At 58.9% G+C, this 16,158-nt stretch carries 14 protein-coding genes and 1 pseudogene; 9 read left to right on the forward strand and 6 right to left on the reverse strand.

Going from position 1 to position 16,158, the window contains the following annotated elements:
• Window positions 1-37: 37 nt before the first annotated feature.
• The 4 genes from P4G45_RS14155 to P4G45_RS14170 all read left to right on the forward strand — a co-directional run bounded on the left by P4G45_RS14155 (window position 38) and on the right by P4G45_RS14170 (window position 3,545).
• Window positions 38-1,099, forward strand: a complete 1,062-nt coding sequence (locus P4G45_RS14155; RefSeq protein WP_348267127.1) for a 3-oxoacyl-[acyl-carrier-protein] synthase III C-terminal domain-containing protein — start codon at window positions 38-40, stop codon at window positions 1,097-1,099.
• A gap of 242 nt (window positions 1,100-1,341) precedes the next feature.
• Window positions 1,342-1,605, forward strand: coding sequence for an acyl carrier protein (locus P4G45_RS14160; protein WP_348267128.1), 264 nt, complete (start codon window positions 1,342-1,344; stop codon window positions 1,603-1,605).
• A gap of 27 nt (window positions 1,606-1,632) precedes the next feature.
• Complete coding sequence (locus P4G45_RS14165; RefSeq protein ID WP_348267129.1) at window positions 1,633-2,892, forward strand: beta-ketoacyl-[acyl-carrier-protein] synthase family protein; 1,260 nt, start codon at window positions 1,633-1,635, stop codon at window positions 2,890-2,892.
• Complete coding sequence (locus P4G45_RS14170; protein ID WP_348267130.1) at window positions 2,889-3,545, forward strand: hypothetical protein; 657 nt, start codon at window positions 2,889-2,891, stop codon at window positions 3,543-3,545. Before P4G45_RS14165 ends, P4G45_RS14170 begins: the two co-directional genes overlap by 4 nt.
• Before the next feature lie 5 nt (window positions 3,546-3,550).
• Here the strand turns inward: P4G45_RS14170 and P4G45_RS14175 are convergent, their stop codons facing one another.
• Complete coding sequence (locus tag P4G45_RS14175) at window positions 3,551-4,366, reverse strand: phosphatase PAP2 family protein (RefSeq protein WP_348267131.1); 816 nt, start codon at window positions 4,364-4,366, stop codon at window positions 3,551-3,553.
• Window positions 4,367-4,555: 189 nt separating this feature from the next.
• Here P4G45_RS14175 and P4G45_RS14180 point away from each other — a divergent pair, with 189 nt between their 5' ends.
• A complete protein-coding gene (locus P4G45_RS14180) occupies window positions 4,556-5,374 on the forward strand; it encodes a glycosyltransferase family 2 protein (protein ID WP_348267132.1) in 819 nt (272 codons plus the stop codon).
• 42 nt (window positions 5,375-5,416) lie between these two features.
• On the opposite strand, the gene P4G45_RS14185 is transcribed toward P4G45_RS14180, so the two are convergent.
• Together P4G45_RS14185 and P4G45_RS14190 are read right to left on the reverse strand one after the other, a co-directional pair.
• The gene (locus P4G45_RS14185) at window positions 5,417-5,755 is read right to left on the reverse strand and encodes a hypothetical protein (RefSeq protein WP_348267133.1); all 339 of its coding nucleotides are present in this window, start codon (window positions 5,753-5,755) and stop codon (window positions 5,417-5,419) included.
• A 72-nt stretch (window positions 5,756-5,827) separates the two neighbouring features.
• Complete coding sequence (locus P4G45_RS14190; RefSeq protein WP_348267134.1) at window positions 5,828-6,232, reverse strand: DoxX family membrane protein; 405 nt, start codon at window positions 6,230-6,232, stop codon at window positions 5,828-5,830.
• A gap of 132 nt (window positions 6,233-6,364) precedes the next feature.
• Here P4G45_RS14190 and P4G45_RS14195 point away from each other — a divergent pair, with 132 nt between their 5' ends.
• Complete coding sequence (locus P4G45_RS14195) at window positions 6,365-7,063, forward strand: RNA polymerase sigma factor (protein WP_348267135.1); 699 nt, start codon at window positions 6,365-6,367, stop codon at window positions 7,061-7,063.
• Between the two features lie 9 nt (window positions 7,064-7,072).
• Here the strand turns inward: P4G45_RS14195 and P4G45_RS14200 are convergent, their stop codons facing one another.
• The 3 genes from P4G45_RS14200 to P4G45_RS14210 are packed head-to-tail and all read right to left on the reverse strand — an operon-like array spanning window position 7,073 to window position 12,594.
• Window positions 7,073-9,499: a phosphoketolase family protein gene (locus P4G45_RS14200; RefSeq protein WP_348267136.1), complete on the reverse strand. Its 2,427-nt coding sequence runs from the start codon at window positions 9,497-9,499 to the stop codon at window positions 7,073-7,075.
• Between the two features lie 42 nt (window positions 9,500-9,541).
• The gene (locus tag P4G45_RS14205) at window positions 9,542-10,738 is read right to left on the reverse strand and encodes an acetate/propionate family kinase (RefSeq protein WP_348267137.1); all 1,197 of its coding nucleotides are present in this window, start codon (window positions 10,736-10,738) and stop codon (window positions 9,542-9,544) included.
• 50 nt (window positions 10,739-10,788) lie between these two features.
• The gene (locus P4G45_RS14210; RefSeq protein ID WP_348267138.1) at window positions 10,789-12,594 is read right to left on the reverse strand and encodes a mechanosensitive ion channel domain-containing protein; all 1,806 of its coding nucleotides are present in this window, start codon (window positions 12,592-12,594) and stop codon (window positions 10,789-10,791) included.
• 98 nt (window positions 12,595-12,692) lie between these two features.
• On the opposite strand from P4G45_RS14210, the gene glmS reads away from it, so the two are divergent.
• The 3 genes and pseudogenes from glmS (at window position 12,693) to P4G45_RS14225 (ending at window position 15,997) form a co-directional block, all read left to right on the forward strand.
• A complete protein-coding gene (gene glmS / locus P4G45_RS14215; RefSeq protein WP_348267139.1) occupies window positions 12,693-14,561 on the forward strand; it encodes a glutamine--fructose-6-phosphate transaminase (isomerizing) in 1,869 nt (622 codons plus the stop codon).
• Window positions 14,562-14,972: 411 nt separating this feature from the next.
• A pseudogene (locus P4G45_RS14220) lies at window positions 14,973-15,455 on the forward strand (IS110 family transposase); the annotation flags it as partial.
• 116 nt (window positions 15,456-15,571) lie between these two features.
• Window positions 15,572-15,997 (forward strand): transposase, encoded by a 426-nt coding sequence (locus P4G45_RS14225; RefSeq protein ID WP_348267140.1) that lies wholly within the window; start codon window positions 15,572-15,574, stop codon window positions 15,995-15,997.
• Window positions 15,998-16,158: the final 161 nt, after the last annotated feature.

Genomic DNA, 16,158 nt, shown 5'->3' on the forward strand with positions numbered 1-16,158 from the left:
CAGTTCGCCATCAGGCAACAATAAGGGTCTTATAAGCATGCGTATCTCGTCAGTCGGAACAGCCTACCCTCCCCATCGCTACTCTCAGGCAGCAATCACGGAAGCGCTCAGAAACCGCTGGCAGGATCGCCTCGAAGAGCCCCGGCTGATCAACCGCATCCACGCCAACTGCGGCGTCGAGTTCCGCAACCTCGTCTTCCCGCTTGAGGTCTACGAAAGCCTCTCCGGCTTCGGCCCCACCAACGATGCCTGGATCAAGGCCGCCGTCGAACTGGGCCAGCAGGCGATCACTACCGCGCTTGACCGCGTCGGCCTTACCCCTGCGGATATCTCCGCCATCTTCTTTGCCTCCGTCACTGGCATCGCCAGCCCCACCATCGACGCCCGCCTCATCAACCTGATGCCCTTCCCCACCAACGTCAAGCGCACTCCCATCTTCGGCCTCGGCTGCGTGGCTGGTGCCGCCGGCATCTCCCGCGCCTCCGACTACGTCCGCGCCTTTCCCAAGCAGTACGCGCTGCTGCTCTCGGTCGAGCTCTGCTCCCTCACCTGGCAGGACAACGACCAGTCTATTGCCAACCTCATCTCCACCGGCCTCTTCGGAGACGGCTCCGCCGCCGTCGTCATCTCCGGTGCTGAGACCGCCCTGGCTAAAGAGGGCTGCGGCCCCCGCGTGCTCGACACCTGCTCCACCTTCTACCGCAATACCGAACACATCATGGGCTGGGACATCGGCGACCTCGGCTTCAAGATCGTCCTCTCCCCCGATGTCCCCAAGGTTGTCAACGAGCACCTTCGCGGCAACGTCGAGAGCTTCCTTGCCGCCAACAACCTCACCATGGACGACATCTCCAGCTACATCTTCCACAGCGGCGGCCCCAAGGTCCTCGAGGCCATGGAAACCTCTCTCAACCTTCCTCCTAACGCGCTCGCGCCCTCCTGGAAGAGCCTCCGCGACGTGGGCAATCTCTCCGCCGCCTCGGTCCTCGCCGTCATGGAGGACTACCTCGTCAACACGCCCGGCAAGCCCGGCACCTATAGCATCCTCGCCGCCATGGGACCCGCCTTCTGCTCCGAACTCGTCCTTCTTCAGTGGTAGGTCATTCGTTCGGCCTGTTTTTCTCAACCACTAATATAGATATAGGTCGGGCTTCCCATCCTTCGCGATTTTTGTGAAGGATGGGAAGCTACACCTCGCCCGAGCCTCTTGACTGTAAGGGATCTCCGTTACTCGTTCCTGCTGCTTCACCCTTTTCCTCACACCATAACGCGGGCTACCTTTACACTGACAGAGGCATCGCTGTAAGTTGAACTAGCACTAAGAGGAAGCCGGGTAAGAGTATGGACGACATCGCGCAGCGCTGCATTGAGATCATCGCAAAGTCGAAGGGCATTCCCTCGGACTCAATCACCCTGGAGAGCACCTTCGACGGGCTCAACATCGACTCGCTCGACAAGATCAACATCTCTTTCGAGGTCGAAGAGGCATTCTCCATCGAGATCCCCGACGAAGCTCTCGGCACTATCAAGACCGTCGGCGACATGGTGCGCGGCGTCAGTGATCTCCGCGAAAACCATCCCCCCGCCGCAGTCACCACACACTAGCCGCGGCCACCGCGAGGAAGATACCAAGTGAATCGCGTTGTAGTTACCGGCCTCGGCTGTGTCACCCCCATCGGCAGCACCGTCGAAGACTTCCGCACCGCACTCTTCTCTGGCCAGACCGGCATCGGCCCCTTCCCCGACTTCCCCGAAGCACCCGGTGAAACCCAGGGCCTCCGCTTCACCCAATCCGCCCGCGTCAAGGACTTCGATCCCCGTCAGCATCTTGAATCGGGCATTGTCGTCTCCACCGACCGCACCACTCAATTCGCCATCGTGGCCGCCCGCCAGGCCGCCCAGCACAGCAACTTCCTCCAGCACCATGCGGCAGATAGCGTCGCCATCATCGTGGGTTGCGCCTGCGGAGGCCGTCAGGCCGAAGAGACCGAAACCGCCAAACTCTACACCCGCGACGCTCGCGTGCACCCGCTCACCGTCACCCGCACCATGGCCTCTGCCGGAGCCAGCCACATCTCCATCGACCTCGGTATCACCGGCCCCGTTCTTAATATCTCCACCGCCTGCTCCTCCGGAACCCACGCCATCGGCCTCGCCTTCCAGATGGTCCGCGCAGGCATGGTCTCGGCAGCCATCACCGGAGGGCACGAAGCCCCGCTCACCTTCGGCTTCCTCCGCGCCTGGGATTCGATGCGCGTCGTCTCTCCCACCCAGTGCCGCCCCTTCTCCGCCGACCGCGACGGCATGACCCTGGGCGAAGGCAGCGCCATGCTCGTCCTCGAAACCCTCGAGTCGGCCCAGGCCCGCAACGCCCCCATCTACGCCGAAATCGTCGGCTTCGGCAGCTCCGCCGACGCCCACCACATCACCCAGCCCGCTCCCGAAGGCGCAGCCGCCGCCATGCGCAAGGCCCTCGACGATGCCAGCACATCACCAGATGGTGCCAACGGCCTATTGGATCAGGTCGGCTACATCAGCACTCATGGCACCGGGACCCAGGCCAATGACGCCACTGAAGCCGCCGCCATCCACCAACTCTTTGGCTCCCGCGCCTCCCAAATTCCTGTCAGCTCCACCAAATCTCTCCACGGCCACTCGATCGGGGCCACCGGAGCCCTTGAAGCAATGGCCACGATCCTCGCCCTTTACAGCGGACGGCTCCCCGCCAACGCCGGCGTCACCCAGATCGATCCGGCTATCGACCTTGATGTCATCCTGAACGTCCCTCGCGAAGCCACTCCCCGGCTAGCTCTCTCGAACTCCCTGGCCTTCGGCGGCCTCAACGCCGTCCTGGCCGTTCGTCCCTTCGGAGACATCGAACGCCACCCATGAAATCCAGCAGCCGGTACTGGGCAACCCGCATAAAACGCCACATCCTTCTGGCAGCGTCTGCCGCAGCCGGAACCGCTCTCATCTACCTCGCCACAGCCCCGCCGGACTTTCGCCATCGACTAAGCATGTCCACGGCCTACGCCAGCCTCCTTTTTCTTTGCACCACGCTGCTTCTCGGCCCCTGGAACACCCTTCGTCGCCGTCCTAACCCGGTCAGCTTCGATCTCCGCCGCGACATCGCAATCTGGGCCGGCTTGCTCGCGATTCTGCACACAGCCGTCGGCCTGACCGTTCACCTCCGCGGCCGCATGTGGATGTACTTCCTCAAGCAGCGCCATCCGATCAAGTTCCAGACCGGCCTCTTCGGATCAGCCAACGATATCGGGCTGCTCTCAGCTCTATTTTTCCTTGTGCTGCTCGTTATTTCGAACGATGTCTCGCTCCGCGCCCTAGGGCTTCAGCGCTGGAAGTCGCTTCAACGCTGGACATACGTCGCAGTCGGTCTGGCCATCGTTCATGGAATCCTGTTCCAACTGGTCGAGAAGCGTCGCCTGCCCTGGGTGCTCGTCTTCGCCACCTTATCCATTTTCATGGTTGTCGTACAGCTCGCCGGGGTCGCCTACATTCGTGCCCAGCGCCGGACCGATGCATGAAAATGCTAGTGGCTCTGCAATAACCCATGCCTATGGTGCGCACGAAAGATGTAGTGCCCGATCAACCATCCAGCGGCGCTCCCAACCAGTACATCCGTCGGAAAATGCTCCTGCCCCATCACCCGCGTGAGGCTCACCCCGGTAGCCATCGTATAAATCCCCACCTGTGCCCATCTTGACGGATACTCCCCCGCCATCACTGCGGCAGACGACCACGCCAGCACGCTGTGAGTCGATGGGAACGACGAATCGGACACGCTTCCGTCGAAAAAATGTCCACGAGCGTTATTGATCAACGGCCGCTCCCGCCGGAAGACCAGCTTCATCGCCTCGTCGACCACTAGTCCATCTACCAGCGCTTCGCCGCTCAACAGGCCCGTCTCCCGGGCGTGTTCATTGCCCTTGAGATACCCCATCCCATAAAGCGCCACCGGCGCGGCAATAAACCCGCCAAAGAGCACATTGGAGGCATTCACACTAGTGTTGTTGAAACCCGCATCATGGGTCACGACCGAGGCCATCGCATGATGGTCCGTCGCAATCCCCACACCTGTCGCCGCCGCCAGCGGCACCAGCCACACCAGATCACCCTCGCGAATCCGCGCCGGACTCGTCCAGATCGCAGCCTGATCCTTCAAGATGCTCAGTGGCGTCCCTTGAAGCGTCACAGTTGCTTTTTCATCAGAGTTGGGCTGCGGCGCATCCGGCAACGCCGACGTACTGCCGTGAAACTCCTGCTGACTGCCGCTTCCACTCGCTCCCTGGGCAATCGCGCCATTAGGCAAACCAAAACAGCACAGAAGCGCTGCAATCGTGAACATTCGGGAACCTTGCGAGCGCAAGGCCCGGGGAGTTTTGTTTACAGTCATGTCGCCTCAAAAGTCGTAATCTAAAACGGAACCGCTGACAGCAGGCGCCGCCTTATGCCCGTTTTTCAATCATAACTGTGACAATATCCACGTGGCTCCATCCGACGGAAGCAGCACAACTGGACCAGACAGGAAATCTCTTTGATCTCGATCCTCATCCTCACCCGCAACGAGCAGCATGACCTCCCCGATTGCCTTGCCTCCGTCGCCTGGTCCGACGACGTCCACGTCTTCGACTCCTTCTCGACCGACGACACTGTAGCCATCGCCCAGGCTGCCGGAGCCTACGTCCATCAGCGCACCTTCGACGACTACGCCACCCACCGCAACGCCGCCCTCACCTCGATCCCCTTCAAGCACCCCTGGGTCTTGCTGCTCGACGCCGACGAGCGCCCCACCCCCGAACTCTCCCACGAGATGCAGCAAATCGTCCTGGCCGCCACCAGCGAAACCTCAGGTTTCCGCCTCCGCCGCCGCGACTTCCTCTTCGGCACCTGGCTCAAACACGCGCAGATCTCGCCCTTCTACATCCGCCTCGTCCGCCCAGAGCGAAGCCGCTACACCCGCGCCATCAACGAGGTCATCGAAGTGGAGGGCGTCATCGCCGACCTCAGCTATCCACTCGACCATTACCCGTTTTCCAAAGGAATCGCTCACTGGATCGCCAAACACAACCTCTACTCCACCATGGAGGCTGAGCTAATCCACCGCCAGCAGGGGCTGCAAAATCCATCCTGGAAGGCCGCTCTGAGCGACCCCGACTTTCACACCCGACGCCTGCACCAGAAGGCAATCTTCTATCGCCTGCCCGGTCGCCCCATCATCAAGTGGCTCTACATGATGTTCCTGCGCGGAGCCATCCTCGACGGCCCGGCGGGCGTAACCTACGCCACCCTGCAATCCATCTACGAATACTTCATCGTTCTGAAGACAAAGGAACTGCAGCGCGGCGGAGCGTGACCTATCTCCGCCGCACAACCGATCAGAAAAGAGGAATGAGCCCTACAGCAGTTTGATCGAGGAGACCTTCAGCGTGTCGCCATCGACATCGCCCTTGACGTCCACCCGAAGATGATCTGTCTCCTTCGACTTCTTCAGCTCTTTGACGATCTTCGCATTGCCTGCCGCGTCGAACTTCAGAAACTGTTTGTCCTCGGTCACAATGCCGAAACCGCTCTTCTCGCATTTCAAAGCGCAGTCTCGCGTATGTGCATCCGGGTTATCGGCCACTTTGCTGGCACAATTCTGATCAACGACGGGAACGTTCTGGAACGATTTTGTAGCGGCGAATGCCGGCGAAGCCAGCAGGCCAACCGTGAGGAGCGAAACAAGTACTTTCATTGGTATTCTCCGTTTCATTTGAGTTTTCAATTACGACCGTATCGCAGCAAACTCCGGCATTGCAACGATACTCTAGTTCACTACTGCCTGCCCATAGGCTTCGCGCACCGTTGAAAGCTGCGAGAGCGCAAACGCGCCGACGGCAATCTCAAGATCCCGAACGGCAATGTCGTAGAACATCCCCGTCGTCAACAGGTTCAGCGCTATGCCAATCAACCACAGCATGACAATGTAGCTGCCAATCTTCGTCCAGCGGCTCAGGACCAACACGCCTGCAACAATCTCCACAACGCCGACGATGTGCATGAAAGCAGGCGTACTCAGGGGAACGATCTTGGTCACATAAGGGCTAAGATACATCCCCCAGTCCGTCAACTTGTTGAAATATTTATCAATTCCAGAAACGATAGGCACCACACCCAATGCAATCCGTAGCGCCCACCAACTGGCATTGAGGCGTTTATCGAACGTCGTCATCTTCTACCTCTCACGCAAAAGACTTCGAAGCGTCGCACTCGGTTACAAGAGAGACAGATTAACCGGGAAGTAAAGATGAGGCCCGTCCCTGTAACCTCCTGGGTTCGGCGCACTCTATTAGATGAGCACGCTATGAAAACGACCGGAATCCTCGAAAATTCGAAAGCACTCACTGACCTGGAAATCATAGCCCGCGTCCAGGCAGGAGAGCGCGCGCTATACGAAATTATTATGCGCCGCTACAACCAGCGTCTCTATCGCGTCACCCGCGCCATCCTGCACGACGATACCGAAGCCGAAGACGTCATGCAGGACGCCTACGTCCGCGCCTACACGCATCTCAGTCAATTCGCAGGCCGGTCGGCATTTTCCACCTGGCTGACACGCATCGCCGTTCACGAGGCGCTGACCCGCCTTCGCTCGCGCAACCGACATCCGCAGGTAGACGTTACCGAATACGACGGAGAGATATCGATGAAGATGCCCGGCACATCGTCCAACCCGGAATACAACGCTTCGGCGGCACAATTGAGAGAGTTCCTGGAGGAAGCTGTGCTCAATCTCCCCGAAAGCTACCGCACCGTCATCATGCTCCGCGATATCGAAGAGCTGAGTACCGCCGAGACTGCCGAGGCGCTCGATCTTACCGAAGAAAACGTTAAGGTTCGCTTGCATCGAGGCCATGGAATGATCAGAAGCTGGCTCTTCGAGCGCATCGGAACCAAAGCAAAAGAAGCTTTTCCCTTCATGGGCATCCGCTGTGACCGTGTCGTCGAAAACGTCTTCGACCGCCTCGAAAAACTTGCTGCCGCGAACCCGCAGATTCAGTAGACCTCACACTTAATCTGGCCACTTCCACCCGGTAATCTCCTCCCTGTCGATCCCATTCTCGTGCGCGTAATTTACGCTGTCGATAATCTGGTCTTGCAGCCACTGCTTCGTATGAGCCGCGGTAGCCTGCAAACGCGGCACCCGATCGATGACATCGATTGCCAGGTTGAACCGGTCCACCTGATTCAAAATCGCCAACTCCAGTGGGGTATTGATATTTCCCTGCTCCTTATATCCGCGCACATGGATATTGTCATGATTTGTGCGCCGGTACGTAAACTTATGAATCAGTGAAGCATAGGCATGGAAGTTGAAGATCACCGGCTTGTCCTTCGTAAACAGGCTGTCAAACTCACTGTCCGATAGTCCATGCGGATGTTCCGTCTCCGGCATCAGCCGGAACAGGTCCACCACATTCACAAAACGTATCTTCAAATCCGTGCACCGCTCTCGCAGAATAGCTACCGCCGCCAGCGCCTCAGAAGTGGGAATATCGCCCGCACAGGCCATCACCACATCCGGCTCTTCGCCCGCATCGGTGCTGGCCCAGTCCCATATCCCAATGCCCTTCGTGCAATGCCTCACCGCCGAATCCATATCGAGATACTGCAGATGCAAAGCCTTGTCCGCGACAATCACGTTCACATAATTCGTGCTCCGCAGGCAATGGGCTCCAACGCTCAATAGGCAATTCGCGTCCGGCGGCAGATAGATACGAGTCACGTGCGGGCTCTTGTTCGCCACCACATCAAGAAACCCGGGGTCCTGATGCGTGAATCCGTTATGATCCTGCCGCCAGACCAGCGATGTAATCAGCAAATTGATCGATGAAATCGGTGCCCTCCATCGCAACTCCAGCTTGCTCTTCTCCAGCCACTTCGCATGCTGGTTGAACATCGAGTCGATGATATGGACGAACGCCTCATAGCTCGAGAAAAATCCGTGCCGTCCCGTCAGCACATAGCCTTCGAACCATCCCTCCAACGTGTGCTCACTTAACATCTCCATCACGCGGCCATCGGGAGCGATCTCCGTCCCATCCGCATCTTCCGGCAGGATCTTCGACATCCACGTCTTCTTGCTGGCCTGGTAGATCTCCTGCAATTTATTCGAAGCCGTCTCGTCCGGCCCAAACACGCGGAAGTTCGTCATGTTGTTCCGCATCACGTCACGCAGAAAATGCGCCAGCGTATCAGTCGATGAAACCTCGATCTGCCCGGGATTCTCCACCTTCACCGCATACTCACGAAAGTCCGGCAGATCGAGCGGCTTCCGCAACAGCCCGCCATTCGCATGGGGATTCGCCGTAATCCGCCGCCTGCCAACTGGAGCCAGTTCTTTCAGTTCGGCAATCAGCTTGCCTTTTTCATCGAACAACTCCTCCGGCTTATAGCTCCGTAGCCACTTCTCGACAAGCTTCAAATGGGCGGGGTTCGTCTTCGGATCGAGAATCGGAATCTGGTGCGCTCGCCAAAATCCTTCGACCTTATGACCATCGAGCTCTTTCGGCCCTGTCCATCCTTTGGGAGACCGCAGAATAATCATCGGCCAACGTGGCCGCTCAAGCGTGGTTCCCGCCTTCGCCGCCCGAGCCTTCTTTTGAATCTCGCGAATCTCCAGCACGCATTTCTCTGCCACCTCTGCCATCAACTGGTGCATCACCGCCGGATCATCTCCCTCCACCACATAGGGGTTCCATCCATAGCCTTTGAACATCCACTCCAACTCCTCCGGCGGAATACGCGCGAGAACCGTCGGATTCGCAATCTTGTACCCATTTAAATGCAGCACCGGCAGAACCGCTCCATCGCGCACCGGATTCAGAAACTTATTCGAGTGCCACGAAGTTGCCAGCGGCCCCGTCTCCGCCTCGCCATCACCCACCACCACGGCCACAATCAAGTCAGGGTTATCGAACGCCGCGCCAAATCCATGCGACAGACTATATCCCAGCTCTCCACCCTCGTGGATCGACCCCGGCGTCTCCGGTGTGCAATGGCTCCCGATTCCGCCCGGAAACGAGAAATGCTTCATGAACCGTTGCATCCCCTCCTCGTCGTCGCTTTTATCCGGATACACCTCCGAATACACGCCTTCGAGATAGCAGTTCGACAGCGTCGCCGGAGCGCCATGCCCCGGCCCCGAAAGATAAATCAGGTTCAAATCGTATTTCTTGATCAACCGGTTCAGATGCACCCATGTAAAGCTCTGTCCTGGGTCCGATCCCCAATGCCCCAGCAGCCGGTTCTTGATATGTTCGGCCTTCAGCGGCTCCCGCAGCAGAGGGTTCTTCTGTAGATAAAGCATTCCCGCACTCAGGTAGTTGCAGGCGCGCCAGTAGGCATCGATCCTGCGCAACTCATCGACCGTCAGAGGACCGGTCTCGATATTCTTTGCCTGCTTCGTCTTGGATATAGGGGTAGAAACGCTGCTCATGGCAGTCTCCTCAAATCTGAACCAACTTCGCTGTTCGTGAATCTACCGTCCGGCCTGGATCATGCGATCCACATGCACAGCAATCATCAGATCTTCTTTCGCTGGAGCGACGAAAATCGCCGTCTTTGATTCAGATGCACTAATCCGCCGCACTCCTTCGCTAACCTTGCAATTTAACTCAGAATCAACAGAAACTCCCAGCGCCTCCATACCGCCCAGAATCTCCGTCCGCGACCGCGCATCATGCTCCCCGATCCCCCCGGCAAACACAATCGCATCCACTCCACCCATCAACGCAATAAAGCCGCCCACTGCCTTCTTCACACTGCGGGTAAAGATCTCCAGCGACAGCGCCGCCCGCTGATTCCCTTTGCCGGCAGCCTCCCGCACTCCCCTCATATCATTCGGCAGACCGGACAATGCCACCATGCCAGCCTTGTGATTTAGCAACTTCTCCACCGACGCCGCTCGATCACCCTTCTGCTGCCTGAGCAAATAAAGCACCAGCCCCGGATCGAGATCACCCGGCCTCGTGCCCATCACCACTCCGCCCGTCGGCGTCAGCCCCATCGTCGTATCCACCGATCGGCCGCCGACCAACGCTGTCACACTGCATCCGCTGCCCAGGTGGGCGATTACCATCCGTTGCGGCAGACGGATCTTCGCTTCCCCCATCTGCCGCACGATCGATTCGCAGCTCAACCCATGAAATCCATACCGCCGCACGCCCCGCGCTCGGTACTCCATCGGAATCGCATAAGCCATGGCCGCCTCGGGCATCGTCTGATGAAACACAGTATCGAAGCAGGCGTAATGCGGTACCGCCGGAAACCGCGATCTCATCTCGCAGATCATCTCAATGGCCGAAGGATCATGCAGCGGAGCAAATGTCACCGCCTCTTCCAGATCCTGCATCACGTCATCATTAATCCGCACATGTTCCTTCAGCTTTGGGCCCGGATGCACCACGCGGTATCCCACCGCATCCACGTCAGGCATTCCTGGGCCACGTACCGCGCCCACCACCACTTCGATCGCCTCGGCCGCGTTGTCAGCCTTTACAGCCGAACTCCCCCCGCTCAGATCCCGCCCATTTACATCCTTGAATGTGAACGTGGTCTTCCCGCTGCCGATCCCACTTACCTCACCCTCGTACAGTGATACAGGTTCACGCGTGCCCGCCTCAAAGAGTGAAAACTTGATCGACGAAGACCCGCTATTAATCACCAGAATATGCATGGCACATCCTCTCCGGAGACTTCACCCTATCACTCGTCTTCTACGGCAGATTAAACGGAAGCACTCTTTGCAGGTAAGGATTTGCCGTCCGTTTTATGCATCAGGTCAATCACAAGTTGATACAGCCGGTTCCTCATCTCGAACCGGTCTCCTGCGCGGGTAACATAGCGCACCAGAATATCGATCCCCGCCCCAGCCGGGCGCATCTCCACTGAAGAAGCCGCCGAAAACAGGCTCAGGTCATGTTGCTTCGTCGCCCGTTGCCACTCCTGCTCCGCCTGCTTGCCACCCTCTTCGGTCTCCTTCAGCACCGCCTTGTGGATCTGATCGATCATCTTGAAGGTGTCTTCGCCCTGCGGCACATTCACGCTGATCTCGTCCCACATCCACTGCCCCGTGGTCGAAAAATTAAAGTACTGTCCCGAGATCGCGTACTTATTCATAAACGTCACTCGCCGCCCCGTCGGATGCCCCTTGTCCGTCCAGTTTCCCGTCTCCAGCAGTGCCGTCCGGAACACTCCGATCTCGATGACCTCGCCCGCCACACCATTGATCTCCACCCAGTCACCCAGGCGTATCCCGTTCTTCCCCATCAGCGCAAACCAGCCGAAAAATGAGAGGATGAAGTCCTGAAACACTACCGTCAAACCGGCCGTGGCCAATCCCAGAATCGTCGGTGTATGACTCGGCGCGCCAAAGATGACCAGCAACACCAAGACCAGGGTCACGAACTGAATCGCCAGGTGCACAATCGTCCGCAGCGTATGCAGGTTGCGTTGCTCCATCTTCGACCTGTTCAGCATCATCCGCACCAGAGCGCCCATCAGCGCGGCGCACAGCAGCAGAAAAGAAATCAGCGCGAACGACTGCAAGAGCAAGTGAGTGACGATCCGGTGCTGCAACTGAACCTGTGCCAGCCACTGCTCATACACCTTGGAGAGCTGTTGCTGCGTCTGTAATCTGTCGTCAAGAATGGAATGCACCTGCGCAATCGCGTGCATCTGCCCCATCCGGGCCACCCGCCCTCTCACCGCCTCCTCGGCATCGGCCCCGCTCGCGCCGCTCCCACTGGCCGCAGCCTCTGCCGCACTCGCCTTCTTCTCAAGCTCCGCATGTTGTGCCGTCAGCGCCACCACATCCGCATCCGCCTCGGCCTTCGCCTGCGTAATCAGGTCCATCCGGTTCCGCTGATCGAACCACGACTTCGCCCTTCCATACAACGTCCCATATTTCTTTGCCGAAGCCACCGCAGTCGGCGCACTGCTATCCGCCTGCTCGTCGTACTTCTTCATCGACGCCTCACGCGCCGTCAACTCCTGCTGAATCGCTCCCCGCTGATCCCCGCTCATCCGCGCCAGATCGTCAGTGGCATCGCTCAGTTCATCATTGTCCAGCGTCAACTGCGCCTTCGCCACATCCAGATCGTCCGATTGCACCGTCCCATTCGGCGACTTCGACAGCGCCGCCGCCTCTTTCGTGAGACGGTCCACCGTTGCCTGATCTTCCTTCACCATCTCCTTCAGGCTCGCAACCTTCTGCGACAGCGACAGCGCATCCCCCTTCAGCACCGGCGTATCCAGCGCGGCCATCCGCAGCGCCATGGCGAACGCCTGATCGACCTCATGGTCCGCCAGCCGCTCTGCATCATGAGCCAGCCGCTTCTCCTCCACCGAAACCGCCATCGAAGCCAACGCCTGTGCCGTCTGCCATGGCCGCTGGTCCACCAACGTCTCCACCGAATCCCCACCGCCGCCCCGCAAAAACGGAAGATTCGCCATCGAGCCCCGCGTCAAATAACTCGCCACCAGAAGCACCACCAGCACCGCCGCCGGCACCGCAATCAAAAGTCTCCGCATATCCTTCATCTTTCCACCCTATAACTTCCTCTGATCTCCCACAAAAGTCTTAGACCCCCTGCTGCCCAAAATCGTCCCGCTCCATCTACACTCAGTTCATGTGTGGAATTGTTGGTTACATCGGTCCCCAGCCCGTCGTCCCCGTCATCATTGAAGGCCTTCGCCGTCTCGAATACCGCGGATATGACTCCGCCGGCATCGCCGTAGCGGGCAATTCCAGCGGCCTCGAACTTCGCCGCGCGCCCGGCAAGCTCCGCAATCTCGAAGCCGTCATCGCCGATTCGCCTATCCACGGCACCTTCGGCATCGGCCACACCCGCTGGGCCACGCACGGCCGCCCGACGGAAGAAAACGCGCACCCCCACCGCGACTGCACCAAAACCCTCGTCGTCGTCCACAACGGCATCGTTGAGAACTATCTTGCCCTCAAAAAGCAGCTCACCGCCGCCGGACACACCTTCGTCACCGAGACTGACACCGAGATCATCGCCCACTTGATCGAAGAAGAGATCAAGCAGGCCCCCGGCATCGTCCTCGAAGAGGCCGTCCGCCGCACCGTTCATCGCCTAACCGGAGCCTTCGCCATCGGCGTCCTCTCCGCGAACGAGCCCAACAAGCTCGTCGCCGCCCGCATGGGCCCGCCCGCCGTCATCGGCATCGGCGACGGCGAATTCTTCCTCGCCTCCGACGTCCCCGGCATCCTCCACCACACTCGCAACATCCACTTCCTGCAGGATGGAGAACTAGCCGTCCTCACCACCTCCGGCGTGACCCTCACTGACTTCGAAGCCAAGCCCCTTCCCCTCAAGGTCCAGCGCATCACCTGGGACCCTATCATGGCCGAGAAGGCTGGCTACAAACACTTCATGCTCAAGGAGATCAACGAGCAGCCCCGCGCCATCCGCGACACCACCCTCGGCCGCGTCTCCTTCGATACCGGCAAAGTCTTTCTCAACGAGATGCAGATCACCGACGAGGATTTCCGCACCGCCAGCCAGATCACCATCGCCGCCTGCGGCACCAGCTGGCACTCCGGACTCGCCGGAAAGTTCATGATCGAGCGCCTGGCTAGACTCCCGGTAGATGTCGACTACGCCAGCGAGTACCGCTACCGCGACCCCATCGCCGACCCCCACGCCATCGGCCTGCTCATCACCCAGTCCGGCGAAACCGCCGACACGATCGCCGCACAGCGCGAGCTCATCTCTAAGGGCAGCAAAACCCTCGCCATCTGCAACGTCGTCGGAGCAGCCGTCACCCGCGAAGCCCAGGGGACGATTACGACGAACGCGGGTCCAGAGATCGGCGTCGCCTCCACCAAGGCCTTCACCGCCCAGCTCACCGCCCTCTTCATCCTCGCGCTGCACCTCGCGCAGGTCCGCGGAACCATCACCGACGCCGAGTCCCTCCACCTCGTCGACGAGCTATCTAAAATCCCCTCCAAGGTCGAAGACATCCTCCGCTCGGTAGACGATCAGTGCTTCCAGCTCGCCAAGGTCTTCCACACTGCCAACGATTTCCTCTTCCTCGGCCGCGGCATCCACTATCCCATCGCCCTCGAAGGCGCGCTCAAGCTCAAGGAGATCTCCTACATCCACGCCGAAGGCTACCCCGCCGGCGAGATGAAGCACGGCCCCAACGCCCTGATCGACGAGACCCTCCCCGTAGTCTGCATCGCCACTAAGGACCCCGATGACCCATCGAGCGTCCTGAAGTACGAAAAAACCCTGAGCAACATTCAGGAAGTCACAGCCCGCAGCGGCCGCGTCATAGCGATCGCGATCGAAGGCGACGAAGAGATCAAGCACCTGGTAGAACACACCATCCACATCCCCCAGGCACCCGAACTCCTCCTACCCATCCTCGAAGTAGTCCCGCTACAACTCCTCGCCTACCACATCGCAGTAAGACGAGGCTGCGACGTAGACCAACCCAGAAACCTGGCGAAGTCAGTAACGGTTGAGTAGCTTAAATCCCACCCTGCGCAAACCGTGGAATGACAATTGTTGTGGATTTTTTGCTGCTGTAAGTCATTGAAATAACGTGCACGGTTCAGAATTGACAAAAAAATCCGAATTATGGATATTTTTGACAATTTCCTCACCCCTCGGGTTTGTTTGCGATGCAGTGCGTCGGCTACCGGTGAAGCGACGCCCAGGTGGAGGCGAAGTTTTCTGCCTACTGAAATAATAGATTTGCCTACTGTACAAATATTCCGCCTGGTAGTGACGGACAACAGTTCCATGAACTGACGCTTTGACCCCGGCTAGCAGCCCAAATAATTAAGATGGAGGTCGGCTAATGAGATGGTCCGCCGCTTGCTTCTCATTCCCAGCAGGTGATCGTTGAGAGCAAGCTGTGCCAGGAGGATCATCGCTATGCAGATACATTCGATTGGCATCGACCTGGGCAAAACGGCCTTTCACTTGGTGGCGTTGGGAGCAGCAGGCAAGGTGCTGTTGAAGAAGAAGTTTACTCAGAAGCAGTTGCTCGCTTACACCGCCAACCTGCAGACTTCACTGATCGGCCTGGAAGCTTGCTCGGGCACTCACTTTCTCGGCCGGGCACTGTGCAAGCAGGGCCATGAGGTGCGGCTGATCGCAGCCCAGTTCGTGAAGCCTTTTGTGAAGTCGAACAAGAACGACTTCATCGATGCCGAGGCGATTGCTGAAGCCGTTGAGCGCAAGAACATGCGTTTCGTCCCAATCAAGACCGATGACCAGTTGGACCTGCAAGCGATTCATCGCGTTCGCGACCGGCTCGTGTCCCGGCGTACAGCCGTGATCAACCAGATCCGTGCATTTCTGCTAGAACGCGGCCTGGTATTCGCGAAGAGGCCAGCCCAACTCAAGGCCGCGATGGCAGACGTCCTGGAGAACGCAGAAGCGGATCTCACCCCCATGATCCGCAACCTCATCAACGTCTGTGGGACGAGTAGAAGATCGTCGATCGGCAGATCGAGGAGCTTGGCGATAAGTTGGAACGGATCTCCGCTGCGGATGCCGGCTGCCCGCGTATCCGGAAGATCCCAGGCATCGGACCGGTTGTCGCTACTGCGATCGTTGCGGCGATCGGCAACGGCGCCGCTTTCCGTAAGGGCCGGGAATTTGCTGCATGGCTCGGCATCGTGCCACGGCAGTACTCAACCGGAGGCAACGCCAAGCTGCTGGGTATCAGCAAGCGCGGTAACGTGTACCTCCGCAAGATACTCATTCCTGGCGCCCGAGCAGCCGTGTTGCGGATGAAGCGCGATAGAGCACCCATCGGTGCGCGGCTCGATCGGCTGGATGCCAGGGCTCACAAAAACATCGTCATCGTGGCCATGGCGAACAAGCTTGCTCGGATCGCCTGGGCGGTGCTGTCGAGCGGCAACGAATACAGGCGAGCAGCTGTGCCAGCATAACGGGCGCGGAAAAGACGCCTTCGACTTGGAAGCGCTAGCGCTCCCACTTTCCCGCACCACGACGACGAACAAGCTCTCCACCGAAGTCTGCACAGGGTCAGTAAGGACGAAAGAACAGTCACTCTGGGACTGTCGATGAGTGCATCGGCGATTTGGCATCA

It is taken from the genome of Edaphobacter paludis (genome assembly GCF_039993895.1).
GTDB lineage: Bacteria > Acidobacteriota > Terriglobia > Terriglobales > Acidobacteriaceae > Edaphobacter > Edaphobacter paludis.